Origin of the sequence: Pseudomonas sp. URIL14HWK12:I6 (genome assembly GCF_000514195.1) — a bacterium.
GTDB classification, from domain to species: domain Bacteria; phylum Pseudomonadota; class Gammaproteobacteria; order Pseudomonadales; family Pseudomonadaceae; genus Aquipseudomonas; species Aquipseudomonas putida_A.
This window is the reverse complement of sequence record NZ_AZVL01000002.1, coordinates 90,972-117,901: the sequence shown is the minus strand read 5'-3', so window position 1 is coordinate 117,901 and position 26,930 is coordinate 90,972. Positions and strand designations below refer to the sequence as shown.

At 59.2% G+C, this 26,930-nt stretch carries 22 protein-coding genes; 14 read left to right on the top strand and 8 right to left on the bottom strand.

The genetic code is table 11. From position 1 onward, the window contains the following. Positions 1 to 47 precede the first annotated feature (47 nt). The 3 genes from H043_RS0104155 (at position 48) to H043_RS0104145 (ending at position 2,129) form a co-directional block, all read left to right on the top strand. Positions 48 to 1,352, top strand: coding sequence for a phosphatidylcholine-hydrolyzing phospholipase (locus H043_RS0104155; RefSeq protein ID WP_027610826.1), 1,305 nt, complete (start codon positions 48 to 50; stop codon positions 1,350 to 1,352). Positions 1,353 to 1,363: 11 nt separating this feature from the next. Beyond that, positions 1,364 to 1,552 carry a hypothetical protein gene (locus H043_RS0104150; RefSeq protein ID WP_027610825.1) on the top strand — a complete coding sequence of 63 codons (189 nt, stop codon included), beginning with the start codon at positions 1,364 to 1,366 and terminating at the stop codon, positions 1,550 to 1,552. A gap of 214 nt (positions 1,553 to 1,766) precedes the next feature. Next, entirely contained in the window at positions 1,767 to 2,129 is a 363-nt protein-coding gene (locus H043_RS0104145) for a hypothetical protein (protein ID WP_049827807.1), read from the top strand. Between the two features lie 7 nt (positions 2,130 to 2,136). Here the strand turns inward: H043_RS0104145 and H043_RS0104140 are convergent, their stop codons facing one another. Both H043_RS0104140 and H043_RS0104135 read right to left on the bottom strand, forming a co-directional pair. Beyond that, positions 2,137 to 2,883, bottom strand: coding sequence for a FadR/GntR family transcriptional regulator (locus tag H043_RS0104140; RefSeq protein WP_177325602.1), 747 nt, complete (start codon positions 2,881 to 2,883; stop codon positions 2,137 to 2,139). A gap of 191 nt (positions 2,884 to 3,074) precedes the next feature. Continuing rightward, entirely contained in the window at positions 3,075 to 4,802 is a 1,728-nt protein-coding gene (locus tag H043_RS0104135; protein WP_027610822.1) for an ABC transporter ATP-binding protein/permease, read from the bottom strand. Between the two features lie 270 nt (positions 4,803 to 5,072). Between H043_RS0104135 and H043_RS0104130 the strand changes: the two genes are divergently transcribed. After that, a complete protein-coding gene (locus H043_RS0104130; RefSeq protein ID WP_027610821.1) occupies positions 5,073 to 5,399 on the top strand; it encodes a hypothetical protein in 327 nt (108 codons plus the stop codon). 70 nt (positions 5,400 to 5,469) lie between these two features. Here H043_RS0104130 and H043_RS0104125 read toward each other — a convergent pair whose 3' ends face one another. After that, positions 5,470 to 6,030, bottom strand: coding sequence for a response regulator transcription factor (locus H043_RS0104125; protein WP_003221630.1), 561 nt, complete (start codon positions 6,028 to 6,030; stop codon positions 5,470 to 5,472). Continuing rightward, positions 6,023 to 7,285 carry an ATP-binding protein gene (locus H043_RS0104120; RefSeq protein WP_027610820.1) on the bottom strand — a complete coding sequence of 421 codons (1,263 nt, stop codon included), beginning with the start codon at positions 7,283 to 7,285 and terminating at the stop codon, positions 6,023 to 6,025. The genes H043_RS0104125 and H043_RS0104120 overlap by 8 nt, the downstream gene beginning before the upstream one ends. A 313-nt stretch (positions 7,286 to 7,598) precedes the next feature. On the opposite strand from H043_RS0104120, the gene H043_RS0104115 reads away from it, so the two are divergent. Continuing rightward, entirely contained in the window at positions 7,599 to 8,318 is a 720-nt protein-coding gene (locus H043_RS0104115) for an SIMPL domain-containing protein (protein WP_027610819.1), read from the top strand. 170 nt (positions 8,319 to 8,488) lie between these two features. On the opposite strand, the gene H043_RS0104110 is transcribed toward H043_RS0104115, so the two are convergent. Then, the gene (locus H043_RS0104110) at positions 8,489 to 8,851 is read right to left on the bottom strand and encodes a DUF6124 family protein (protein ID WP_027610818.1); all 363 of its coding nucleotides are present in this window, start codon (positions 8,849 to 8,851) and stop codon (positions 8,489 to 8,491) included. Positions 8,852 to 9,745: 894 nt separating this feature from the next. Between H043_RS0104110 and H043_RS0104105 the strand changes: the two genes are divergently transcribed. The 9 genes from H043_RS0104105 to H043_RS0104065 all read left to right on the top strand — a co-directional run bounded on the left by H043_RS0104105 (position 9,746) and on the right by H043_RS0104065 (position 22,379). Beyond that, on the top strand, positions 9,746 to 11,347 hold the full coding sequence (locus H043_RS0104105; RefSeq protein WP_027610817.1) for an ABC transporter substrate-binding protein: 1,602 nt from the start codon (positions 9,746 to 9,748) through the stop codon (positions 11,345 to 11,347). 260 nt (positions 11,348 to 11,607) lie between these two features. Next, on the top strand, positions 11,608 to 13,233 hold the full coding sequence (locus H043_RS0104100) for an ABC transporter substrate-binding protein (protein ID WP_027610816.1): 1,626 nt from the start codon (positions 11,608 to 11,610) through the stop codon (positions 13,231 to 13,233). A gap of 302 nt (positions 13,234 to 13,535) precedes the next feature. Further along, on the top strand, positions 13,536 to 15,134 hold the full coding sequence (locus H043_RS0104095; RefSeq protein ID WP_027610815.1) for an ABC transporter substrate-binding protein: 1,599 nt from the start codon (positions 13,536 to 13,538) through the stop codon (positions 15,132 to 15,134). A gap of 175 nt (positions 15,135 to 15,309) precedes the next feature. Then, the gene (locus tag H043_RS0104090) at positions 15,310 to 16,725 is read left to right on the top strand and encodes an OprD family porin (RefSeq protein ID WP_027610814.1); all 1,416 of its coding nucleotides are present in this window, start codon (positions 15,310 to 15,312) and stop codon (positions 16,723 to 16,725) included. Positions 16,726 to 16,803: 78 nt separating this feature from the next. Then, a complete protein-coding gene (locus H043_RS0104085) occupies positions 16,804 to 18,399 on the top strand; it encodes an ABC transporter substrate-binding protein (RefSeq protein ID WP_027610813.1) in 1,596 nt (531 codons plus the stop codon). 73 nt (positions 18,400 to 18,472) lie between these two features. Next, on the top strand, positions 18,473 to 19,483 hold the full coding sequence (locus tag H043_RS0104080) for an ABC transporter permease subunit (RefSeq protein WP_007953665.1): 1,011 nt from the start codon (positions 18,473 to 18,475) through the stop codon (positions 19,481 to 19,483). Between the two features lie 10 nt (positions 19,484 to 19,493). Beyond that, a complete protein-coding gene (locus H043_RS0104075) occupies positions 19,494 to 20,420 on the top strand; it encodes an ABC transporter permease subunit (protein ID WP_027610812.1) in 927 nt (308 codons plus the stop codon). A 10-nt stretch (positions 20,421 to 20,430) separates the two neighbouring features. Continuing rightward, complete coding sequence (locus tag H043_RS0104070; protein WP_027610811.1) at positions 20,431 to 21,399, top strand: ABC transporter ATP-binding protein; 969 nt, start codon at positions 20,431 to 20,433, stop codon at positions 21,397 to 21,399. Further along, the gene (locus H043_RS0104065; RefSeq protein ID WP_027610810.1) at positions 21,399 to 22,379 is read left to right on the top strand and encodes a peptide ABC transporter ATP-binding protein; all 981 of its coding nucleotides are present in this window, start codon (positions 21,399 to 21,401) and stop codon (positions 22,377 to 22,379) included. The genes H043_RS0104070 and H043_RS0104065 overlap by 1 nt, the downstream gene beginning before the upstream one ends. Before the next feature lie 200 nt (positions 22,380 to 22,579). Here the strand turns inward: H043_RS0104065 and H043_RS0104060 are convergent, their stop codons facing one another. The 3 genes from H043_RS0104060 to H043_RS0104045 all read right to left on the bottom strand — a co-directional run bounded on the left by H043_RS0104060 (position 22,580) and on the right by H043_RS0104045 (position 26,801). Next, positions 22,580 to 22,843, bottom strand: a complete 264-nt coding sequence (locus tag H043_RS0104060; protein ID WP_027610809.1) for a hypothetical protein — start codon at positions 22,841 to 22,843, stop codon at positions 22,580 to 22,582. Positions 22,844 to 22,999: 156 nt separating this feature from the next. After that, positions 23,000 to 24,193: an MFS transporter gene (locus tag H043_RS0104055; protein ID WP_027610808.1), complete on the bottom strand. Its 1,194-nt coding sequence runs from the start codon at positions 24,191 to 24,193 to the stop codon at positions 23,000 to 23,002. A 1,024-nt stretch (positions 24,194 to 25,217) separates the two neighbouring features. Beyond that, positions 25,218 to 26,801, bottom strand: coding sequence for a peptide chain release factor 3 (locus H043_RS0104045; protein WP_027610807.1), 1,584 nt, complete (start codon positions 26,799 to 26,801; stop codon positions 25,218 to 25,220). Positions 26,802 to 26,930 lie beyond the last annotated feature (129 nt).

The following is a 26,930-nucleotide window of genomic DNA, read 5'->3' as shown; positions in this document are numbered from 1 at the left end:
CATACAGCTAAAAATAAATCCACCGACGACATATCAAGGAGCCAGAAATGTCCGGACTGCATGCAAAACCACAGGAAAGACCCACACTGGTCATCGCCCGATTCGAAGATCTTTTCACTGTAAACGGCATCCACTTCAGCACCGACAATCCGCGTCTGCTGCTGCACATCGCCGACGCCCACAGCGATGTCGAACCGGCCACCGCCCTCCCCGGCAAAGCGTTGAACATTCGACCGCCACTGCGCTTTGAAGGCGCTGAACACACGGCCATCGGCGACAACACCCTGCTGCGCTTCAGCGAAACCGCCGAACCGATCCGCGCGCAAACCAAGCCCTTACACTTGCCCAACGGCCTCGCACTGACCTACGGCCAGGTGGTGGCGCTGGCTGGAGATTTCTACGGCGTGGTCGACCGACCGATCAACGAAGGCGCGACCCCTGCCGATCGCCTGAATCGCTTCAGCGCGGCATTCGACACTCTCGCCGTGATGCCGGCCTCCCGCGCCGAGGCCACGCAGATTCTCGCGGTCATGCAAAAGGAGATCGACGCGGTCAAACAGGCGATCAAGGACGGCAAAGCACCGCACGAAGCCTACGACGCGCTCGGAGATACGTTGTCCGAAGAGTGGAACAAGATCACCGGTGGCGGCAGTTTTGTCTCCGCGCTGTTCCCGCTCGGACGTTATCTGAAACTGGCGGCGAACAACGCCGACCACTTCGGCGAATGGGCCAGACTGGCCTACATCGCTGGCCACACCGCCGCCCTGCAAACCGCAGTCGCGGCCCGCGCCACTCACGATGAACAACGATTGGAACGGGCCTACGCGATGAACGCATTTGCCGACCACTTCCTCACTGACCTGTTCTCTGCCGGCCATCTGCGGGTGCCGCGCAAGGAGATGGCGGCGGTGGTCACGCCGAGCGATCTCGGCTCGCTGGTGACCCGTTTCATGCACGACGAAGACAGCAAATTCGGCCTCAAAGTGCGCAACGCCCATGGCGATCAATGGCGCGCGTACGGCGACAAGCGCTACTTCGAAACCAGCGACGCGGACAACCGCACCCAGGTCAATCTAACGGTGCAGGCCTCGGCGGATGAAGTCTTCGCCGCTTACCTCAGCGGCAACGTGCCCGCCCCTTCGACGTTTGCCGCGCTGCAACGCCTGCCGGATCTGACGGCGGTGCTGAATCTTTCGAATAACTTCTCGCCGCTGTTCCGCGTCGAGGGCGGCAAGGTGCTGCGGCGCAAAGATGTGAACAACCTCAACGACACCGCCACCATCGATGACTGGTGGGGCTGGAGCACCTACCTGCTGCTCAAGGACTATCACCCGAGCGGCAACGTCAATTAAGGAGAATGGGCATGACGATCAGATTGAAACTGGAACTGGCGTCGGGACAGTCGCTGCAAGGTGCACCGCTGGAGTTGCTGGCAGATGGCAAGCCAATTGCGCGGGGGGTTGTGGATCAATCAGGCGAGGTGGCGTTTGCTGCCAAGCCGGGTAAAGCGAAACTGGCGGTGAGGGTGGATCGCTCGATATTGCCGCGCTGAAGTCAGCGGCCCATTCGCGAGCAAGCCCGCTCCCACATTGGAATGCATTTCAAGTGTGGGAACGGGTTTGCTCGCGAAAGCGCTTTGTCGTTGCATGAATCAGCGGCTTACCGTTCGTCGAGACTGGTATTTCTTACAGGTGCTTTGCTTTCGTGATCAAGACATTAATCAGGTCGTGCCGATATCGGCCTGGACGACCAAAAGGATCTTGAACATGAAAGACAAAAGCTTCGCTGTAACAATGCTGCCGGCTCCTTCGCTTAAAGAAGCGGTCAATGGGGTGCTCTACGTTCATAACCTGATTGATTCCGCCCATGGGGAAGTGCGCGAGCTTCCAAACGCAGCCTCTGGGGACACGATCAAACTGACAGTGAGTAACTCGGACGGCTCCCTGGAATGGGATACAGAGACCGTACTGACTGATATCACCGTCGGAAAGCCGATTGTATTGCCAATCCCGAAAGCGACGTTTGAAAAAATGCTCAATGCTGAAACGAACGCCGTATTGCAGTACTCCCTCGAAAGTGGGGGCAACCAAAAGCTTTCAATGCAACTGTCAGTCGAGCTTAAAGACTGATTCAACCTCACCCCTGCGCCTGCGCCTCTTCATGGGCCTGGCGCAGTCTTTCGCGGCTGTTGGTCAAATGCAGGCGCATTGCCGCTCGCGCCGCATCGGAATCCTGACGGGCAATCGCATCGTAGATTTCCTCGTGCTCGCGGCTCAGGCGGTTCATGTAGTGCTGCTGATCATCATGGGCCAGGCGCGCCGAATTCAGCCGCGTACGCGGAATGATGCTGGTGCCCAGGTGGGTCATGATGTCGGTGAAGTAGCGGTTGCCGGTGGACAGGGCGATTTCCAGGTGGAAAGCGAAGTCCGAGGCCACCGCATCGCTGGCGTGGGCCACGCTGTCGTTCAGCGCATCGAGGGCGGCGCGCATGGTCGCCAGTTGTTCGGGACTGCGGCGTTGCGCGGCGAGGCCGGCGGACTCCACTTCCAGGCTGATGCGCAATTCGAGAATCGCCAGCACGTCACGCAGGGTGACGACCGTGGCCGGGTCGATGCGAAAACCGCTGGGGCTCGGCGTGTCGAGCACGAAGGTGCCGATGCCGTGGCGGGTTTCCACCTGGCCGGCGGCCTGCAAACGGGAGATCGCCTCGCGCACCACGGTGCGGCTGACGCCGTGCTCCTGCATGATCGCCGACTCGGTGGGCAATTTGTCGCCGCGCTTGAGCAGACCGTCGCGGATCTGCTCGGTCAGCACCGTCACCAGCTCCTGAGCCAGGCTGCGGCGCTTGCGTGGGAGGCGTGGAGTGTCGATCGGGTTTTCCATGGTCAACGTCTGGTCTCGAAAATTCGGCTTGGTGGGCATCATAGCGCAGGCGGGTTGTACGATCACATCCCGCCTCACAATACCCCATGTGGGAGCGGGCTTGCTCGCGAAGGCGGTGTGTCAGGCAACCGATTTGTCGACTGAAGAGACGCCTTCGCGAGCAAGCCCACTCCCACAGGGGGTTGTGGTGATCAAGCGGTCACGGCCTGCTCCACCAGATGCCCGCTGTCGATCCGCACATGTCTAGGGTGGAAACGCTTCAGGCTGCTGCGATGGCCGACGCTGACGATGCTCAGGCCCGGCAACTGATCGATCAGCGCCTGATACAACGTTGCCTCATCCTCTTCATCCATCGCCGACGTCGCTTCGTCCATGTACAGCCATTGCGGTGCATAAAGCATGGCGCGGGCGAAAGCCAGGCGTTGCTGCTCACCCGGCGACAGCATGCGCTGCCAGTGATTGGCTTCGTCCAGACGCGCAACCAGATGCGGCAACCGGCAGATTTCCAGCACCTGCGCGTAACGTTCTGGCGCGTAGGTATCGCCCGGTTGTGGATAACTCAAGGCCTCGCGCAAGGTGCCGATCGGCAGATACGGTTTCTGCGGCAGGAACAGGTAGCGCGCCGCTGGCAGCCGGATGTTGCCGTGGCCCGCCGGCCACAGATGCCCCATCGCTCGCAGCAACGTCGACTTGCCGCTGCCGGATCGGCCGCTGAGCATCACCCGCTCGCCCGGCTCCACCGTCATGTCGGCATTGGTCAGCAGGTGACGACCATCAGCCAAGTCCAGGCCGAGATTGTGCACTTTGAGTTCGCTGCCCTGATTCTGCACATCGATGGCCGGGGTGCGCTGTTCGTTATCGGTCATGGCCTGACGGAAACTCAGCAGACGATCACAGGTGGCACGCCAGGACGCGAGGCTCTGATACGCACTGATAAACCAGCTGAAACTCTCCTGGACGTTGCCGAATGCCGAGCTGATCTGCATCAGCTCACCCAGTTCGATCTTGCCGGCGAGGTAACGCGGCGACGCAACGATAAACGGGAAAATGATCGCAGCCTGGCTGTAACCGGCAGTGAAAAATGTCAGGCGCTTGGACACTTTCATGATGTCCCAGAAGTTATGCCAGACCATGCCGAAACGGTTGCTCAAGCGGCGATTCTCGTTCGGCTCGCCGTTGTACAACGCGATGCTCTCGGCATTCTCGCGAATCCGCACCATGGAAAAACGCAGGTCGGCTTCGAAGCGTTGTTGTTGGTTGTTCAGGCCGATCAGGCGACGACCGATCAAATGCGTCAGCCAGCTGCCCACCACGGCGTAGACCAGCACGCACCAGAACATGTAGCCGGGAATGGTGATGCCGTAGACTTCGATGCTGCCCGACACGCCCCACAAAATGATCGAGAACGACACCAGGCTGACAATATTGCGCAGCAGGCCGATCCCCAACTCAAGGGTGTTGGAAGTGAAGTTGTTGAGGTCTTCGGAAATCCGCTGGTCCGGGTTATCGGTGTAACCACCCTGCTCCAGCTGGTAGTAATTCTTGTCGGCGAGCCAACGGGAGAAATGCTTTTCGGTGAGCCACGCCCGCCAGCGAATCGTCAGCATCTGGGTCAGATACAGCCGGTACACGGCACCGACAATCGCCACCGCCGCAATGCCGCAGAAATACAGAATCAAGCGCCAGAACGCCGCTTCGTCCTTCTTTTGCAGGGCGTTGTAGAAATCCTTGTACCAGGTGTTGAACCACACCGAGATACCCACACTCAGCAGCGAGAGTGCGATCACCGCAATCAGCAACGTCCAGGCCTTGCCCTTCTCTTCGCTGCGCCAGTAAGGCGTGATGATCGCCCACACCTTGCGAAAAAACTGCCCGCGCACAGCATCGTTGACCGCGGAATATTCAGCGTTCTGATTCATGGAAAAGGCTCGATAAAGAAAAGAACAGACACGCACCGATCATAGTTGATCGGTTCGTTTTATCGCCAGAGTGGGACTGGCTCATTCAGGGATTGTTCAGATTCATGGGGGTTTCAGTATCGCAGCGAGCGCACGTACCGTTCATCGGGACTGTCAGAGTTGACAGTAGAGGGGGGCGATTCAGGCTGATCAACTGGGCTGGCCTCCTGCAAGGAATTCGCTGTGAATCAGGAGAGCAGGTTACCCCTCTGACAACGAAAGGAATTGGTCATGAACAAAGAAGAAAACCCGCTTAATGCTCCAACCAGCGATTCGATCAAGAATGGCAAACTGTCTATCAGTGAGGTGAGTGATTCGGGGATTACAGTCAAATTCAGTTCCGATAACCCCAAGGTTGATATCCATCTTGCCTGGATCGGATATGCCTCCGAAAAGAAATCCGAACAGAAAGGCGGTAAAAACAACGAGCTCATTCTCCCGGTATCAAAAGCTACCGTGAAAAGCTGGTTGGGGCTGGATCTCTACGCGCAATGCGAAGCGACTCTGGGTGGAAAAAAATACTCATCGCCAAAAATGTTCTTCACGGTCGTAGCTTGAACCCAGGCGCTACCCGAATGCAGGGTAGCGCCTGTTTCATTCAATCCAGCTCATTTGGCCAGAAAACCTTTCAACGACGAACCGGGCGCTTCTGCAGTTTGCGCTGCAGGGTGCGGCGGTGCATGCCCAGGGCGCGGGCAGTCGCAGAGATGTTGCCTTCGTGTTCGGTCAGCACGCGCTGGATGTGTTCCCACTGCAGGCGATCGACCGACATCGGGTTTTCCGGCACCAGACTGTCGAGGTCGGCGTGCTCGGAGAGCAGCGCGGCCAGTACGTCATCGGCGTCGGCCGGTTTGCACAGGTAGTTGCAGGCGCCGCGCTTGATCGCTTCGACCGCGGTGGCAATGCTCGAATAACCGGTGAGGATCACCACGCGCATTTCCGGGTCCAGCTCCAGCAGCTTGGGCAGCAGCACCAGGCCGGAGTCGCCGTCCATTTTCAGGTCCAGCGCGGCGTAGTCCGGCAGGTCAGCCTGGGCGATGGTCAGGCCTTCTTCGGCGGAACCTGCGGTGCTGACGCGAAAGCCACGACGAGCCATGGCACGGGCCATTACTCGGGTGAACGTTGCGTCGTCGTCGACCAGCAGCAAATGCGGCAGTTCTTCGCCTTCGACTTGGATTTCGTCACTCATGTTGGTCTCCTCGGGCGCCGTGGGGCAGGCGCAGCTCGGTGAGCGTGCCGCCTTCCTCATGACTATAGAGTTTCACTGAGCCGCCGGCGCGTGTCACGCTGGCCTTGCTCAAAAACAGGCCCAGGCCGAAACCTTTGCCCTTGGTGGTAAAAAACGGTTTGCCGATCTGCTCGGCGATGGCCAGCGGCACACCGGCGCCGTGGTCACGAATGCTGATGGTCACGGTTTCCGCATCCCAGTCCAGCGTCACCTGAAGGTTTTCCGGGCAGGCGTCGGCGGCGTTGTTCAGCAGATTGAGCAGCGCCTGGGTCAGGTCCGGCGGCGGTGCCATGCGCGGCACGGTGCCTTGGCCGAGACGCTGGAAGCGATAACTGGCTTCCGGACGCATCAGGTGCCAGCGGTTCAGCGCTTCGTCGAGCCATTGGGTGACGTCCTGCATCTCCACGGCCATACGGCGGTTGGCTTCGGCGGCACGCACCAGTTGCTGCAGGGTTTCTTTGCAGAGTTTGACCTGATCCTGCAGCACCTTCAGATCGTCTTGCAGCATCGCGTCGGGGTGATCCTGCTGCATCTCCTTGAGCAGTACGCTCATGGTCGCCAGCGGCGTGCCGAGTTCATGCGCGGCGCCGGCCGCCTGAGTGGCGACGGCGAGCAATTGCTGATCGCGCAAGCCTTCTTCACGACGAATCGCCCGCAACTCTTCCTGACGACGCAGCTCTTCCGCCATGCGCGCAGCGAAAAACGTGATGACCGCAGCGGCCAGCGCGAAGCTCAGCCACATGCCGTAGATCTGCAGGTTCTCGCGGGCCACCGGCAGGGTTTCCAGCGGATAGAAACGCGTGAGCATCACGGTGTACAGCGCCAGCGCGATACCCGACAGAATCACCGAATAACGCCACGGCAGCGTCACCGCCGCGATGGTCAGCGGCACCAGGTAGTAGGAAACGAACGGGTTGGTCGAACCGCCGGAAAAATACAGCAGCGCACTGTGGATCACCAGATCGCAGGCCAGTTGCAGGGCGTATTCGAGCTCGGTCACCGGCCATGAAGTGCGCAGGCGCACGGCGGTGAACACGCACAGCAGAATCGAGCAGCCGAGGGTCATCGCCAGTTGCACCCACGGCAACGGCAGCAGTTGCAGCCAGTAGGCCAGGCCTACAGAACCGGCCTGCGCGGCGAGCACCAGGGTGCGAATGAAGGTCAGCCGCCAGAGGTTCTGGCGAGTGGCGGAAGTCAGTTGTACGGGGGCGAGCATGAGCTCTCCTGATGAGCGCTCCAGGCGGATCGCACGGAGTATAACCAAGCCGCGCCTTTGAGAGGCGAAAGTGCGGCAAATGACCACATGGCGAAAACATTTTCGGCGGCTATAAGGGCGCCTTCGCGAGCAGGCTCGCTCCCACAGAGGAATGCATTTCAAAAGTGGGAGCGAGCCTGCTCGCGAATGGCCGCGCAGCGGCCCGCTGCATCTGTATAGAAGTTGTAACTGGGCGAACCGGATCGCAGAAGCTAGAGTCTGATGGTTTCACGCAGGGACGAACCAACACCTGCGCATTATTCAAGGAGCCTTCATGCACACCTTTCGCCGCAGCGCCGCCCTTCTCGCCCTGACCGTCGGCAGCATCGCCAGCCTTCCGGCGCTGGCCGCCGATGAGCTGCACTACAACCAGATCTCCCTGCGCGCCGAAGTCAGCCAGGAAGTGGCCCGCGACCTGATGATCGTGACGCTCTACACCGAAGCGCAAAACACCGACCCGGCCAAACTCGCCGCCGACGTCAGCACCACCATGAACAAGGCACTGGCCCAGGCCAAGCAAGTCAAAGACATCACCCTGCGCCAGGGCAGCCGCAACAGCTACCCGATCTACGACACCAAGGGCCAGAAAATCACCGGTTGGCGTGAACGCGCCGAACTGCGCCTGGAAAGCGCCGACTTCGCCGCCCTGTCCAAACTCACCGGCGAACTGCTGACCGACCTGAAAATGGGCGGCATGGACTTCGCCATCGCCGAGCCGACCCGCAAAGCCAGCGAGGACAAGTTGCTGAAAGAAGCCGTCAGCGCCTTCAAGGCCCGCGCCCAACTGGCCACCGATGCACTGGGCGGCAAGGGGTACAAAATCGTCAACCTGAACCTTAACAGCAACGGTTATCCACAACCGTACATGCGCGCCCCGATGATGATGAAAGCCGCCGGCATGGCGGATTCGGCACCGGTCACGCCGGAAGTAGAAGCCGGCACCAGCCAGGTCAGCCTGACCGCCGATGGCTCGATTGAAGTGCTGATGCAGTGAATTGATGTGGGCTGAATGAGAAACCGGCGATCAGTGAATGATCGCCGGTTTTTTTGTGCCTGGATTTTGTGGTGAATGTTCCGCCGCCATCGCGAGCAGGCTCACTCCTACAATTTGGAATGCGTTCCCCTGTAGGAGTGAGCCTGCTCGCGATGAACGATAACGCGGTCTCAGGTCTGCGGATCCACCCGATCCAGCGCGCGATTCACCGCCAACTCGGCCAGCATGATGATCTGCTGAATCGCCAGCGCCGTATTGCGCTGCGGGCGACTGAGCTGATCGGCGAAATCACTGGCCATGGTGTTGGCCGAGGCCAGGGACTCACAGGCGTGGGCTAGCAGACTTTCGGTGTCGATGCCCGGATGGACGAGGAACATCGAACTCGGGGGGCGCGGTTTTGTAGCTTCGGGGCTGAGGTAGAAATCGAGGGCGCGTTTGATCGCTTCGCGGTTTTTTGCGAGGTCTTCGGCTTGGAGGGCTTCGGCGAGTGGGGTTGTGGGTTCGAGCGGTGGATCTGGGACGGGTTTGGACATGCATTTCACCTATGACGTTGGGCCACCTCAAGCCGTTTCTCACACGACGAAGAGGTGGCAGCTGTGTGCGGGGTGAGAAACCGGTCATAGGCACCCGGCCAGACAAAAGTCTGCCCGCACAGAGCCGCCATAACGTAATTGCATACAGCGTATTGGCTGGCGGCAATTATGCGGGTATGGGCACTGAATGACTATGAACTGCCGGGTTCTCACACCCGATCGCTGAATCTTCAGCGACAGTTCAAGGCTAGAGAGCTGACGTCCGAGGGACAACCTGAAAACCTTGTGGGAAGGTTCTGGTTATTTGAAACGACTTTAAACAAACCAATTTTATCAGGTGACTGGACGGGCCTCTTCGCGAGCAAGCCCGCTCCCACAGTGGATGGCGTGCAGACCGTTAGAGATTGGTCGGCTGTCAGGCCGCCATCACTTAGCCAGTCGCCGCACCCGCTTTTCACCACTCACACGATGAGCGTTAGCTCGAGTACCGCTTTTGATCTTGATCCACGGGCGACGTCGGAAGGCTGAGTGGAGGGATTTATCCGGGGGTGGGAGCGCAGCGACCGTTTGGCGGAGCCAAACACAGCGAGAGGAGGTGCAGCGAAGCAAACCGGAGGCGCTGCGCCCGGATCGATCCCGCAGCGAAGGAACCCCGAGCCCCAGCGAGCGGGCCGAACGCAGGAGCAAGCCTTTTTGGTTACTTTTTCGGCGTCTGGAAAAAGTGACCCGCCGTAAGGGCGGAACCCCAAGCCGCCGTTACCGCAGCAACGGATATGCACCCAAAAGCCCCAGATATACCGAGATAGACACCCCAACAAGAAAAACGATATTTCCGAACACACCCAAATCCCCGCTAACCTGAAAAAACAACCACCTCCAAATCCCGGGGACTCCATGGAAAGATTCACCCTAAAACCACTACTAATCACCCTCGCACTAACAGCCATAGCCCCGATCGCAAACGCAGCCACCACCCTGGTCTACTGCTCCGAAGCCAGCCCGGCAGGCTTCGACCCCAGCCAATACACCAGCGGCACCGACTTCGACGCCTCAGCCGAAACCGTCTTCAACCGCCTCACCCAATTCCAGCGCGGCGGCACCGAAGTCGAACCCGGCCTGGCAATCAACTGGGACGTAAGCCCGGACGGCCTCCAGTACACCTTCCACCTACGGCAAGGCGTGAAATTCCACACAACGGAATATTTCACCCCGACCCGCGACTTCAACGCCGACGACGTACTGTTCACCTTCCAGCGCCTGCTCGACCCCGACAACGCCTTTCGCAAGGCCTACCCCGCCGAGTCCCCGTACTTCACCGACATGGGCCTGAACACCACGATCAAATCGGTAGAAAAAATCGACGATCAGACCGTGCGCTTCAACCTGAACAATGTCGACGCCGCGTTCGTGCAAAACCTCGCCATGAGCTTCGCCTCGGTGCAATCGGCCGAATACGCCGCGCAACTGCTAAAGGAAGGCAAAGCCGCCGACCTCAACCAAAAACCGGTGGGCACCGGCCCGTTCGTATTCAAGCGCTACCAGAAAGATTCGCAGATCCGCTACGCCGCCAACCCGGCCTACTGGAAACCTGAAGACGTGAAGATCGACAACCTGATCTTCTCGATCACCCCCGACGCCGCCGTACGCCTGCAGAAACTCAAGGCCGGCGAATGCCAGGTCAGCGGCTACCCGCGCCCGGCCGACATCGAAGTGATGCAACAAGACCCGAACCTGCGCGTGCTCAAGCAGCCCGGTTTCAACCTCGGCTTCCTTGCCTACAACACCACTCACCCGCCATTGGACCAGCTCAAGGTCCGTCAGGCACTGGACATGGCCATCGACAAACCGGCAATCATCAAAGCGGTTTACCAGAGTGCCGGCCAACTGGCGCAGAACGCCTTGCCGCCGGCGCAATGGTCGTATGACCCGAACATCAAGGACGCGCCGTACGACCCGGTGAAGGCCAAGGCGCTACTCAAGGAAGCCGGGGTTGCGCCGGGTACCACCATCAACCTGTGGGCGATGACGGTGCAGCGCGCCTCAAACCCGAATGCACGCATGTCGGCGCAGATGATCCAGCAGGATTGGGAGAAAATCGGCATCAAGGCCAACATCGTCAGCTACGAATGGGGCGAGTACATCAAGCGTGCGAAAAATGGCGAACACGACGCGATGATCTATGGTTGGACAGGTGACAACGGCGACCCGGACAACTGGCTCGGCGTGCTCTACAGCTGCGCCGCGGTCAAGGGCAGCAACTACGCCAAGTGGTGCGACCCGGCCTACGACAAACTGGTGCAGCAGGCCAAGGTGACCACCGACAAGGCGCAACGGGTAAAACTGTATCAACAGGCGCAACTGATCCTTAAACAGCAGGTGCCGATCACCCCGATCGCCAACTCCACGGTGTTCCAGCCGCTGCGCAAGGAAGTGACCGACTTCAAGATCAGTCCGTTTGGCCTTACGCCCTTCTACGGCGTGGGTATAAATAAGTAACACCGAGCCCCAATGCGGCGCGCACAACGTGACCGGCGCACCGTTTTGGGGCTTCGTTTGCACCGTAAAATCCACCCGCAAACGGTCAAATGCGTCAAAAGTTATACAGATGCGACATTAAGGTACGTACGTGCCACCGTTTAACGCTCGCTCACACTCTGGATCTTGCATTGGGTATGGCCCCTGCATAAGTATCCGCAGGCACGACTCACGAGGTCGTACCTCAATATTAAAAAATGACAACAAATCATGAGGCCAACATGCTTAAACACGCGGTCATTCCGTTTTTAGTCGGCGCAGGCTTGTTAGCCTCCGCACCTTTCGCATCCGCTGCGACTAACCTGGTGTTCTGCTCCGAAGGGAGCCCGGCCGGTTTTGATCCAGGCCAGTACACCACCGGAACCGACTTCGACGCCTCAGCCGAAACCATGTTCAACCGCCTGAGCCAGTTCGAGCGTGGCGGCACCGCCGTTATCCCGGGCCTGGCCACCAGCTGGGACATTTCCCCGGACGGCCTGACTTACACCTTCCACTTGCGTGAAGGCGTCAAGTTCCACACCACCCCGTATTTCAAGCCGACTCGTGAGTTCAACGCCGACGACGTGCTGTTCACCTTCAATCGCATGATTAACAAGGATGACCCGTTCCGTAAGGCGTACCCGACCGAATTCCCGTACTTCACCGACATGGGGATGGACACCAACATCACCAAGATCGATAAAGTCGACGACCACACCGTCAAGTTCACGCTGAAAGAAGTCGACGCCGCGTTCATCCAGAACATGGCCATGAGCTTCGCCTCGATCCAGTCCGCCGAGTACGCAGCCCAGCTGCTCAAGGAAGGCAAGGCTGCCGACATCAACCAGAAGCCGATCGGCACTGGTCCGTTCGTGTTCAAGAGCTACCAGAAAGACTCGAACATCCGCTACACCGGCAACAAGGATTACTGGAAACCTGAGGACGTGAAGATCGACAACCTGATCTTCGCCATCACCACCGACCCGTCGGTACGTATCCAGAAACTGAAAAAGAACGAGTGCCAGGTCACCCTGTTCCCGCGTCCGGCGGATCTCGCGGCGCTGAAGGCCGACAAAACCCTGAAGATGCCTGACCAGGCCGGTTTCAACCTGGGCTACATCGCCTACAACGTGATGGACAAGGTCAAGGGCAGCAACGAGGCTAACCCGCTGGCTGACCTGCGCGTACGTCAGGCGCTGGACATGGCGGTGAACAAGCCGCAGATCATCGATTCGGTTTACCAGGGCGCCGGCCAACTGGCCGTCAACGCCATGCCGCCGACCCAGTGGTCCTACGACACCACCATCAAGGACGCCAAGTACGATCCTGAAAAAGCCAAGCAACTGCTCAAGGAAGCTGGCGTCAAGGAAGGTACCGAGATCGTTCTGTGGGCGATGCCGGTGCAGCGTCCGTACAACCCGAACGCCAAGCTGATGGCTGAAATGCTCCAGTCCGACTGGAAGAAGATCGGCCTGAACGTGAAGATCACCAGCTACGAGTGGGGCGAGTACATCAAGCGTTCCAAAGGTGGCGAGAACCAGGCCATGATCATTGGCTGGAGCGGTGACAATGGTGACCCGGACAACTGGCTGAACGTGCTGTTCGGCTGCGACTCGCTCAGCGGCAACAACTTCTCCAAGTGGTGCGACAAGAAGTTCGACGGCCTCGTCAAGGAAGCCAAGCGCACGACCGACCAGGCCAAGCGCACCGAACTGTACAAACAGGCGCAACACGTCCTCAAAGATGCAGTCCCAATGACACCTATCGCTCACTCGACGGTGTATCAACCCATGCGCGCCAACGTGCAGGACTTCAAGATCAGCCCATTCGGCTTGAACTCCTTCTACGGCGTCAGCGTCAGCAATTAAAAGAAACAGCGGCGACGTTTAAAGCGGCGCCGCTGTTTTTTTCTGCCGACTAGCCAGGAATTTGCCTACAGCCATTTCCACCTTGCTCTAACAGGGTGGTACATGACGTGTTGCCTTTTCCTACGAGTCTTTAGGACTCAGCGCATTTACTGCCAGACCCACGGCACCTACCGTCGGGTTCTGACCAGTTTCTGCGTGGGCCACCGGCTTGCTGTACGTACTGGATTGAGCTCAATGCCACCTCAGCGTCCCTGGACGGGATCGCGGTGCATTGAACAACACTACAAAAAAGAGGGAGCGTCATGCGCCATACCTTGGTTTTTTCCGCACTGCTGGGCGCCGGCCTGTTGGCCGCCACGTCCGCCAGTTACGCCGCCAGCAACAGCCTGGTGTTCTGCTCCGAAGGCAGCCCGGCGGGTTTTGATACCGCGCAATACACGACGGCCACCGATAACGATGCCGCCGAGCCGCTGTACAACCGCCTGGTCGAGTTTGAAAAAGGCGCGACCAACGTCGTACCGGGACTGGCAACCAAGTGGGATATTTCCGAGGATGGTCTCAAGTACACCTTTCACCTGCGTGAAGGTGTGAAATTTCATACAACGCCGTACTTCAAACCGACGCGCGATTTCAACGCCGACGACGTGCTGTTCACGTTTAACCGCATGCTCGATCCGCAACAGCCATTCCGTAAGGCTTATCCGACCGAATTCCCGTATTTCAACGGGATGAGCCTGAACAAGAACATTGCCAAGGTCGAAAAGACCGGGCCGCTGACCGTGGAATTCACGCTCAACAGCGTCGACGCCGCGTTCATCCAGAACATCGCCATGAGCTTCGCTGCCATCCTGTCCGCCGAATACGCCGACAAACTGCTGGCCGAAGGCAAGCCGAGCGACATCAACCAGAAGCCGGTCGGCACCGGGCCGTTCGTGTTCAAGAGCTATCAGAAAGACTCGAATATCCGTTACACCGGTAACGAGCACTACTGGGATCCGAGCCGGGTCAAGCTGAAGAACCTGATCTTCGCGATCAACACCGACGCTTCGGTACGCGTGCAGAAGCTCAAGGCCGGCGAATGCCAGATCACCCTGCATCCACGCCCTGCCGATGTCGAAGCACTGAAGGTCGACCCGAAACTGCAGCTGATTTCCAAGCCGGGTTTCAACCTCGGCTACATCGCCTACAACGTGCGCCACAAGCCCTTCGACCAGCTCGAAGTACGTCAGGCGCTGGACATGGCGGTGAATAAACAGGGGATTCTCAACGCTGTTTATCAAGGCGCCGGGCAACTGGCGGTCAACGCCATGCCACCGACCCAGTGGTCCTACGACGACAGCATCAAAGACGCCGCCTACAACCCGGAAAAAGCCCGCGAGCTGCTCAAGGCTGCCGGCGTGAAAGAAGGCACCGAGATCACCCTGTGGGCGATGCCGGTACAGCGTCCATACAACCCGAACGCCAAACTGATGGCCGAAATGCTCCAGGCAGACTGGGCGAAAATCGGTCTGAAAGTGAAGATCGTCAGCTACGAATGGGGCGAGTACATCAAGCGCACCAAGAATGGCGAGCACGATATCAGCCTGATCGGCTGGACCGGCGACAACGGGGACCCGGACAACTGGCTGGGCACCCTGTACAGCTGCGACGCGATTGGCGGCAACAACTATTCCATGTGGTGCGATCCGGCGTACGACAAGCTGATCAAAGAGGCCAAGGTCGTCACCGATCGCGACCAGCGCACCACGCTCTACAAACAGGCGCAGCAGTTGCTCAAGCAGCAAGTGCCGATCACGCCTGTCGCCCACTCGACGGTCAACCAGCCGTTAAGCGCCCGGGTTGAAGGCTTCAAGGTCAGCCCCTTCGGTCGCAATGTGTTCTCGGGCGTCAGTATCGATTAACCCAACCGATTAGCCGCAACGCTGAGGGGACCGTCTATCCCCTCACGCAAGCGCTTTGCCGAAATTCGCCGATCCGGCCTTTTGCAAACGTTTGCGATGTGTGAAATGAGTTCTAAACCAATAACCGGCCCACCCAAAAAAGCCGGCATAAAAAGAAAGTAAAGGAGCTTCACCCATGAAACTGAGCAGCACCGCGATACTGGCCCTGGCCATCAGCAGCGTCACCGCTACGGCTTATGCGGAAACCCAAAGCCAGGCGTTCACCCCGGTGACCGTCAACACCAAGAGCGCCCAGGCTGAAGCGACCGGCTTCGTCGAAGGACAGTCGATTACCGGTACGACGCGTAACTGGTACGCCAATGAGCAATTGAAACGTGGTGCCAAGTTCAAGTACCAAAAAAACGGTACAACCGAACTTACTGATCGCCGGATCAACTGGGTACAAGGCACGATTCTCAAGTACAACTCGGGGTTCACCGAAGGTACTGTCGGCATCAGCACTGAAGTGGCGGTCTATAACGCTGTAGCTCTTGAGCGTGACCGCAAAAACCTCGCTGCAAACGTCGGTGGGGCGCCGATTCCTAACGTCGCCTCCGGTAACAACCGGACCCTGACCCGAGATGGTGGCGATGCGGAGGGACAGTGGAGCAAACTGGGTCTGGCCAACATCAAGGCGCGGGTTTCAAATACCACTCTGACCGCCGGCCGCCAAAACTTCAGCAGCCCGATGGTCGATGTGATCGGCAACCGCGCTCTTCCTTCGAGCTTCCAAGGTGTCAGCCTGCACAGCGAAGAGTTGGAAAACCTGACCTTCGACATCGCTACGTTCGACAAGAACTCGCCACGTATGGAAGAAAGCCAGCGCAAGTTCCGCTCCGAATATGCTGACACGCTCATTGAAATTGATCACGTCAACACCGCTGGTATTTCCTACCAGCCGTTTGCCAGTCTGAAAACCAGCCTGTGGGCAACTCAGGCTGAAGATATGTGGAAACAGTATTACTTCGGCGCCACCCACGAGCTGGGCGATAGCCAGATCCTCAGCCTGACCACCGGTCTGAACTACTACAAGACCGTCGATGAAGGCAAAAAGAAGCTGGGCGAAATCGACAACGATACCTACTCGCTGTCGCTGGGTCTGACTCACCAGGCCCATAGCCTGACCTTCTCGTACCAGGAAATTAACGGTAACGAGTACTTCGACTATCTGCACGAAACCAACGGTATTTACCTGGCCAACTCCCTGCTCTCGGACTTCAACGGCCCGAACGAGAAATCCTTCCAGGTCGCTTACGGTCTGAACATGGCTGAATATGGCGTGCCAGGCCTGAAGTTCAACATCTACAGCGCTCGTGGTTGGGGCATCGACGGCACTCACTACAAAGGCGGCGCTTACGACAGCGTGCTGGCGATGGATGGCGAACACCACTACGAATACGGGATCGGTGCTGCATACGCCGTGCAAAGCGGGCCGCTCAAGGCTACCGCAATACGCGCAACCTACACCGCACACCGTGCCAGTGAAAACCAGCTGGATGGCAGCATCAACGAGTTCCGTCTCGTGACCACCATCCCGTTCAACATCCTGTAAAAAACGCCAACCGACGGCTGACTCATGACGAGTCGGCCGTTCGGTTTTTTGTCTTCAACCGATTGCAGAGGGTTATCGATGAAAATGCTTCCCCTACGTGCGGCCGTCGCTGCCGCGTTGTTGAGCGCCGCCATCGGCGTCTCGGCCAAACCCTTGGTGGTCTGCACCGAAGCCAGTCCGGAAGGCTTCGATATGGTCCAGTACACAACTGCAGTCACTGCCGATGCGGTGGCCGAAACGATCTTCAACCGCCTGGCCGACTTCAAGCCCGGCACCACCGAAGTGATTCCGGCACTGGCCGAATCCTGGGACATCAGTGAAGACGGCCTGACCTATACGTTCCACCTGCGCAAAGGCGTCAAGTTTCACACCACCGAATACTTCAAGCCGACCCGCGACATGAACGCCGACGATGTGGTCTGGAGCTTCCAGCGTCAGCTGGACCCGAATCACCCATGGCACAAACTGTCGAGCGTGGGCTTCCCGTACTTTGAAAGCATGGGCTTCAAGGAACTGCTCAAAAGCGTAGAGAAAGTCGACGACAACACGGTCAAGTTCACCCTGACCCGCCGCGAAGCGCCGTTCCTGGCCGACATCGCCATGGCGTTCTCCTCGATCTACCCGGCCGAATACGCCGACCAGTTGCTCAAGTCCGGCAAGACCGGCGACCTCAACAACAAGCCAGTCGGCACCGGCCCGTTCATCTTCCAGCGTTATGCCAAGGATGCGCAGGTGCGCTTCAAGGCCAACCCGGACTACTTCCGCGGCAAGGCCCCGGCCGACGCGCTGATCCTGGCGATCGCCACCGACAACAACGTGCGCCTGCAGAAGCTCAAGGCCAACGAGTGCCAGATCGCGCTGTATCCGAAACCGGATGACATCCCGAGCATCAAGAAAGACAGCAACCTGAAAGTCGACGAGATGGACGCGATGACCGTCTCGTACATCGCCATGAACACCCAGCACAAATACATGAGCGACGTGCGCGTGCGTAAGGCCATCGACATCGCCTTCGACAAGGAAGCCTACGTCAACGCGCTGTTCGGCAAAGGCAACGCCAGCGTGGCGGTCAACCCGTACCCGCCGACGCTGCTGGGTTACAACCACGACCTGAAGAACCCGCCACGCGATCTGGACAAGGCGCGTGCCCTGCTCAAGGAAGCCGGGGTTCCGGAAGGCACCGTGTTTACCCTGTTTACCCGTAACGGCGGCGGCCCGACCAACCCGAATCCGATGCTCGGCGCGCAGATGATGCAGGCTGACCTGGCGAAAGTCGGAATCAAGATCGACATCCGCGTCATGGAATGGGGCGAAATGCTCAAACGCGCCAAGGCCGGCGAGCACGACATGGTTTCGGCCGGATGGGCGGGCGACAACGGCGACCCGGATAACTTCCTGACGCCTATGCTCAGTTGCGAAGCAGCCAAGAACGGCGAAAACTACGCGCGCTGGTGCAACGAGAAATTCCAGGCACTGCTCGACGAAGCACGGGCTAAAGTAGATCCGGCCGAACGCGCGAAGCTCTACGAACAGGCCCAGGTGCTGTTTAATCAGGACCAACCGTGGATCAGCATGGCCCACACCCGGATGTTTACCGCAATGCGCAACAACGTAGAGGGTTATCACATCAGCCCTCTCACAACCAATAACTTCGCCACTACCCAGGTGAAGTAGATAAGAAACTCCCGGCCTCCCTGACCCCAGGGTCGCCGGGCACGCCTAACCGGCTGATGAGGTACCACACAAGATGTTTAGTTTTATTGCCCGCCGACTGGGGTTGTTGATCCCCACGTTTTTCGGCATCACCTTGCTGACTTTCGCGTTGATTCGCATGATTCCGGGCGACCCCGTGGAAGTGATGATGGGCGAACGTCGGGTCGACCCCGAAATGCACGCTCAGGCAATGGAACGCCTAGGTCTGAACAAACCGCTGTATGCCCAGTACCTGGACTACATCGGCAAACTGGCCCACGGCGATCTCGGCGAATCCCTGCGTACGCGTGAGAGCGTATGGACCGAGTTCACCTCCCTCTTCCCGGCGACACTGGAACTGTCCATGGCCGCCCTGCTGTTCGCCGGCATCCTCGGTCTTCTGGCCGGGGTGATTGCGGCTCTAAAGCGAGGATCCCTGTTCGACCATGGGGTGATGGGCATCTCCCTGGCGGGGTATTCGATGCCGATCTTCTGGTGGGGCCTGATCCTGATCATGTTCTTCTCGGTGAGCCTGGGCTGGACCCCGGTGTCCGGACGGATCGACCTGCTTTACGACATCGAGCCGCGCACCGGTTTCATGCTGATCGACACGCTGCTGGCCGATGACATGGGCGCATTCCTCGATGCGCTGCATCACCTGATCCTGCCGGCCATCGTGCTCGGCACCATTCCGCTGGCGGTGATCGCGCGGATGACCCGTTCGTCGATGCTCGAAGTGCTGCGCGAAGACTACATCCGCACCGCCAAGGCCAAAGGCCTGTCGCCCTCGCGCGTGGTGTTCGTGCACGGCCTGCGCAACGCGCTGATTCCGGTGCTGACCGTGGTCGGCCTGCAAGTCGGCACCCTGCTGGCCGGTGCAGTCCTGACCGAAACCATTTTCTCCTGGCCCGGCATCGGTAAATGGCTGATCGAAGCCATCGGCGCCCGGGACTACCCGGTTGTGCAAAACGGCATCCTGTTAATCGCCTGCCTGGTGATTCTGGTCAACTTCGTAGTGGACATCCTCTACGGCTTTGCCAACCCACGCATCCGTCATCAGCGCTGAGGTCCATACCATGAGCACTCCAACATCCTCAGTAGCCACTTCCGCCCCAAGCGCGGATCAAAGCCTGCTGTACCCGTCACCGTACAAAGAATTCTGGCAAGCCTTCTCCAAGAACAAGGGCGCGGTTGCCGGCCTGCTGTTCATGCTGCTGATCATCTTCTGCGCGATCTTCGCGCCGTGGGTCGCGCCGCATAACCCAAGCGAGCAATACCGTGACTTCCTGCTGACGCCACCGGCGTGGCTCGAAGGCGGGCAGATGCAATTCCTGCTCGGCACCGATGAACTGGGTCGCGACCTGCTGTCACGGCTGATTCAGGGTTCGCGCCTGTCGCTGCTGATCGGTCTGTCGTCGGTGGTGATGTCGCTGATCCCGGGGATCCTGCTGGGTCTGTTCGCCGGTTTCTTCCCGAAAATGATCGGCCCGACCATCATGCGTCTGATGGACATCATGCTGGCCCTGCCGTCCCTGCTGCTGGCTGTGGCGATCGTCGCCATCCTCGGCCCTGGCCTGATCAACACCGTGATCGCCATTGCTGTGGTATCGCTGCCGTCCTACGTGCGTCTGACCCGTGCTGCGGTGATGGGCGAACTGAACCGCGACTACGTGACCGCCGCGCGCCTGGCCGGTGCCGGTCTGCCACGTCTGATGTTCATCACCGTGCTGCCGAACTGCATGGCGCCGCTGATCGTGCAGGCGACCCTGAGTTTCTCCTCGGCGATTCTCGATGCCGCCGCCCTGGGCTTCCTCGGCCTTGGCGTACAACCGCCAACCCCTGAGTGGGGCACCATGCTGGCCTCGGCCCGCGACTACATCGAACGCGCCTGGTGGGTCGTGAGTCTGCCTGGTTTGACCATTTTGCTCAGCGTGCTGGCAATCAACTTGATGGGCGACGGTCTGCGCGATGCGCTGGACCCGAAACTCAAGAACGCCGCCTGAGGAGATTCCCATGTCACTGCTAGAAATCAAGAATCTCAACGTTCGCTTCGGCGACAAAACCGCGACACCCGTTGTCGATGGCCTCGACCTGAAAGTCGACAAAGGCGAAGTCCTGGCAATCGTTGGCGAATCGGGTTCGGGTAAATCCGTGACCATGATGGCGCTGATGGGCCTGATCGAGCATCCCGGCATCGTCACCGCCGATTCGCTCAGCTTTGACGGCAAAGACATGCTCAAGCTGAGCAATCGTCAACGTCGGCAAATCGTCGGCAAAGACCTGTCGATGGTGTTCCAGGACCCGATGACCGCGCTGAATCCGAGCTACACCGTCGGTTTCCAGATCGAAGAAGTGCTGCGTCTGCACCTGAAAATGTCCGGCAAGCAAGCGCGCAAACGCGCCATCGAACTGCTGGAAAAAGTGGAGATCCCGGGCGCCGCCAGCCGTATGGACGCCTACCCGCACCAACTGTCCGGCGGTATGAGCCAGCGTGTCGCGATTGCCATGGCGATTGCCGGCGAACCGAAACTGTTGATCGCCGACGAACCGACCACGGCACTCGACGTAACCATTCAGGCACAGATCATGGATCTGCTGCTGGCGTTGCAGAAAGAACAGAACATGGGCCTGGTGCTGATCACTCACGACCTCGCGGTCGTGGCCGAAACCGCTCAGCGCGTCTGTGTGATGTACGCCGGCCAGGCTGTTGAAGTCGGTCAGGTGCCGCAACTGTTCGACATCCCGGCGCACCCTTACAGCGAAGCGTTGCTCAAGGCGATTCCGGAACACAGCCAGGGCGCCGAGCGTCTGGCGACACTGCCGGGCATCGTCCCGGGCCGTTATGACCGTCCGCAGGGCTGCCTGCTGTCGCCGCGCTGCCCGTACGTGCAGGACACCTGCCGCGCGCAGCGTCCGGCCCTTGATCCGAAAAGCCACAGCCTCGCCCGCTGCTTCTTCCCGCTGAACCAGGAGGTGGCGTAATGGCCGTCGTACTTACCGCCCGCGACCTGACCCGTCACTACGAAGTCTCCCGTGGCCTGTTCAAGGGGCACGCCACCGTGCGCGCGCTCAACGGCGTGTCGTTCGAACTGGAAGCCGGCAAGACCCTCGCCGTGGTCGGCGAATCGGGCTGCGGCAAATCCACCCTCGCCCGCGCCCTGACCCTGATTGAAGAGCCGTCGTCCGGTTCGCTGAAAATCGCCGGTCAGGAAGTGGCTGGCGCCGACAAGGCCCAGCGCAAACAACTGCGCAAAGACGTGCAGATGGTATTCCAGAGCCCGTACGCGTCGTTGAACCCACGGCAGAAAGTCGGTGACCAACTCGGCGAGCCGCTGCTGATCAACACCAACCTGTCCGCCGCTGAACGCCGCGAAAAAGTCCAGGCGATGATGAAGCAGGTCGGCTTGCGTCCCGAGCACTACCAGCGCTATCCGCACATGTTCTCCGGCGGTCAGCGCCAGCGGATCGCCCTCGCCCGGGCGATGATGCTGCAACCGAAAGTGCTGGTGGCGGATGAGCCTACCTCGGCACTGGACGTGTCGATTCAGGCCCAGGTGCTGAACCTGTTCATGGATCTGCAGCAAGAGTTCAACACGGCGTACGTGTTCATTTCGCACAACCTGGCGGTGGTGCAACATGTGGCCGATGACGTGATGGTGATGTACCTCGGTCGCCCGGTGGAAATGGGCCCGAAAGACGCTATCTACGAACGTCCCCTGCACCCATACACCCAGGCGTTGCTGTCGGCGACCCCGACCATTCACCCGGACCCGAACAAGCCGAAAATCAAGATCGTCGGCGAATTGCCCAACCCGCTGAACCCGCCACCGGGTTGCGCGTTCCACAAGCGCTGCCCATACGCGACCGAGCGTTGCAGCACTGAAGAGCCGTTGTTGCGTGAATTGGATAATCGCCAGGTGGCCTGCCACTACGCCGAGCAATTCCTCGACGGCGCCGCCTGATTAACGGCGGACGAAAGTGTGGGAGCGGGCTTGCTCGCGAATGCGGTGTGACAGTCACTGATAATGGTGACTGACACACCGCTTTCGGGAGCAAGCCACCTCCCACAGGGAACTTGAGTTGTCGCTAAAGCGTTAACCAAACCCCTTCTCCCCCGATTGCGCATCAGTCGGGGAAGAAGGGGTTTTCTTTTATTTGCGATTTACGTCTGGCTGTCGCCTTCGTCGTCCGGATCATCAGAGTCCGGTTCATCAGTAGTCGAGTCATCGTCATCGGCGCTGCCACCCTGCCCCTGATCACCTGGCTCTGATTCGGACTTGGCGAGCATCAGGCCGCTGTGTCCGACCTGGCCGTTAAAGGCCTGGGAATCGTGATCCTCGCACTCCGCCCAGGCCGTCGCGGTGCCGAGGGACAGCATGACCATCACTTTCAATAGCAATAAAAACCGTAGCAACCTGCTTTTCATAGCTGACTCCATCCACTTTCAGGTGAGACATGGGTGCCTGACTGGCGCTGTGTGAAATCTAGTTCCGATCCGTCGGGTTCACCAGATAGGACGCTAACGAGCAGACAGAAATGCCCTCCACAGACAGACAGGTTTCGAATAACACCTATCGCGGAATCAGCTAAGCGGACGGGTCGCTTGCCACGTCAAGGGAATTGACATCAACACCAGTACGGCGCTACCCAGCCAGACGCTATGGCCACCGAAATTGCCGTACAACTGACCGCTGAGCACCGGCGACAACAGCGCACTGGCGCTCCAGCTCATAAAGAACAGACCAAAGTACTGGCCGCTTTTGCCGCGCTGGGCAAATTGCATCGCCAGCACATTCAGCGGCGGCATGAACAACGCCTCGCCCAAGGTCCAGATCACCGTCGACAGGCAGACGAACGCCAGCCCGGATCCGAACGGCAACATGCCCAATCCGCCGGCCAGCAACAAACTCCCCGCGAGCATTTGCCGCCGCGTGCCCCAACGCTCGCCGCAGTGTGACAAGGGAATCTGCAAGGCGATCACCAGCAACGCATTGAGCCCGAACTGCCAGCCGATCGCCTCGGTGCTCAAGTGGTAGTAATCACGCAGATAATTGCCCAGCGTGCTGTAGACCGTGTCGAATGCAATGCCAAGCACGGCCGTCGCCGCGAGCAACCACAGGAACGCTTTATCGTAAAACGGCGCAACGGATCCACCGGCGCCGTTTGTAGAGGGGGCGTCATTGATCAGTACCGGCCGACGCCACGTAGTGCGAACAAACCACAGCAAGGCCAACAGCGTCATCGCCGCGCTGCCGAAAAACACCCAGCGAAAATCCGTCTGCGCCAACACCCCGCCCGCCACACCTGCGGCGGCCATGCCAAGGTTGCGCGCCACCCGGCTCAAGGCCTGCGCGCGCGAGCGTTGAGCAACTTCGCAGTACTCCATGATCAGGCGCTGGTGCAGGGTGCGAATGGCCCCATCGATCGTCCCGCTGAGCAACAGCAATGCCGCAAGCAACGGTACTTGCGTGACCAGCCCCAGCAGGATCAACACCCACACCGAAACAAAGAACAACGTCGCCGTCAGCCGCGCCGTGCGCACATGATCACTGAGCAGCCCACCGAGCATCGAACCGACCAACAACCCGGCACCATAGGCCGACAGCAACCAGCCGACGGTTTCAATCGCCAGCCCCAGCTCCTGGCGCAGATACAGCGCCATGAACAACTTGACCATGCTGCTCAGACGATTGATGAACAGCAACGCCGCAAGCACCCAGGCCATCAGACTGAAATAGCCATTGGGGCGCAGCAGATGGATGAGGTTGCGCGTCATTCCATTGACCTCTCAAAGCGACCGGCATGACCTTGAACACTAACGTCCAGCGCGCCGGTTGTCGCGCTCAAGAACCTCGAGATCTCAAAATACGGATTCGTCCTACAGTCCCTGCAAGGAGCTTCCTTCAGTCGCTCAATTGGATTAGAAAAAATGGTCTGCTGTCAGATCGTCATCGCCAGCGGGCTGGCTCCTACAGTGGGAATGGGTGCGCTCAGCTGGAGACTGGTCGGCTGTCAGGCCGCCTTCGCGAGCAAGCTCGCTCCCACAGTTTGAAACCGGTGTATTCAGGTAGAAATTGGTCGGCTGTCAGGCCGCCTTCGCGAGCAAGCTCGCTCCCACAGTTTGAAACCGGTGTATTCAGGTAGAAATTGGTCGGCTGTCAGGCCGCCTTCGCGAGCAAGCCCGCTCCCACAGTTTGGACCCGGTGCATTCAGGTAGAGCTTGGTCGGCTGTCAGGCCGCCTTCGCTGGCAAGCCAGGCTCCCACAGTTTGAAACCGGTGTATTCAGGTAGAAATTGGTCGGCTGTCAGGCCGCCATCGCTGGCAAGCCAGCTCCCACAGAAAAAGCTAAAGCCAGGCGCATGCTTTTCACCACTCAAATGGCCGAGTGTCAGCTCGCCGAAAGCTTTTGATCTTGATCCACGGGCGACGTCGGAAGGCTGAGTGGAGGGATTGATCCGGGGGTGGGAGCGCAGCGACCGTTTGGCGAAGCCAAACACAGCGAGAGGAGGTGCAGCGAAGCAAACCGTAGGCGCTGCGCCCGGATCAATCCCGCAGCGAAGGGACCCCGAGCCCCAGCGAGCGGGCCGAACGCAGGAGCAAGCGTTTTTGGTTACTTTTGAGGCGTTTGTCAAAAGTGACCCGCCGTAAGGGCGGAACCCTAATCCGCCATCACCTAAAAAACGGATATGTACACAAAAAAACCAAGAACCTGGTCGGCCCAAAGGCCGCCAAGACCAAAGCCCCAAAAAAAGCCCCCAAGGCCTACACCTCAGGGGCTCCAGACAACCCAGCTCAGCGCTTAATGATGCTCACGCGTCGCACGGAATTTCACATCCGGCCACCGCTCTTCCATCAACGCCAGGTTAACCCGCGTCGGCGCCAGGTAGGTCAGGTGCCCACCGCCATCCAGTGCGAGGTTCTCCACCGCCTTGTTGGAAAACTCCTCAAGCTTCTTCTTGTCGCTGCATTCAATCCAGCGTGCGGAATACACAGTGATCGGCTCGTAAGAGCACTCAACCTTGTATTCCTCCTTCAGACGGCTAGCGACCACATCAAACTGCAGCACACCCACGGCGCCAAGAATGATGTCGTTGCTGCGCTCCGGGAAGAACACTTGGGTCGCGCCCTCTTCAGCCAACTGCTGCAGCCCCTGACGCAATTGCTTGGACTTCAGCGGATCACGCAGACGCACACGACGGAACAGTTCCGGAGCGAAGTGCGGGATACCGGTGAAACCGAGGACTTCACCTTCGCTGAAGGTGTCGCCAATCTGGATGGTGCCGTGGTTATGCAGACCGATGATGTCGCCGGCGTAAGCCTCTTCCAGCTGTTCACGCTCGGAGGAGAAGAACGTCAGGGCGTCGCCGATGCGCACGTCCTTGCCGGTACGCACGTGGCGCATCTTCATGCCTTTCTCGTACTTGCCGGAGCAGATACGCATGAAGGCGATGCGGTCGCGGTGTTTCGGGTCCATGTTCGCCTGGATCTTGAAGATGAAGCCCGAGAACTTCTCTTCCACCGGCTCCACGGTACGTTCGTTGGCGACACGGGCCAACGGACGCGGTGCCCAGTCAACTACGGCGTCGAGCACGTGGTCGACACCGAAGTTGCCCAATGCCGTACCGAAGAACACCGGGGTCAGTTGACCGTCGAGGAACTCCTGCTGGTTGAACTCGTGGCAGGCGCCCTGCACCAGTTCCAGCTGTTCGAGGAAGCGATCGTACTCGTCGCCCAAGTGCGCGCGCGCCTCGTCGGAGTCGAGCTTCTCGATGATCTTGGTTTCGGTGCGTTCGTGACCGTGACCGGCGGTGTAGACAATGATGTAGTCGTCGGCCAGGTGGTACACGCCCTTGAAGTCGCGGTAGCAACCGATCGGCCAGGTGATCGGCGCTGCCTTGATCTTCAGAACGGCTTCGATTTCGTCGAGCAGTTCGATCGGGTCGCGGATGTCACGGTCGAGTTTGTTGATGAAGCTGACGATCGGCGTGTCACGCAGACGGCAGACGTCCATCAGGGCGATGGTCCGTGGCTCAACGCCTTTACCGCCGTCGAGGACCATCAATGCCGAGTCGACCGCCGTCAGGGTGCGGTAGGTGTCTTCGGAGAAGTCTTCGTGGCCCGGGGTGTCGAGCAGGTTGATCATGTGTTCGCGATAGGGGAACTGCATGACCGACGTGGTAATGGAAATACCCCGCTGCTTCTCCATCTCCATCCAGTCGGATGTCGCATGGCGGTCGGATTTACGGGATTTCACCGTACCGGCCACTGCAATCGCCTTGCCCATCAACAGGAGCTTTTCGGTGATCGTGGTTTTACCGGCATCGGGGTGGGAAATAATGGCGAAAGTGCGGCGTTTCGCGACTTCGGCGGCCTGGTTGGTCATGGGAAATCGCCTGGCGGTGATTCAAAAAAGGGCCGCGATTATAGCCCAACTCGATGCAATAACCGAACCGTTGAGCACATTAAGGGTGGCCAAATGCTGCCCCAGATGGGAACCTTTTAAAGCACGGAG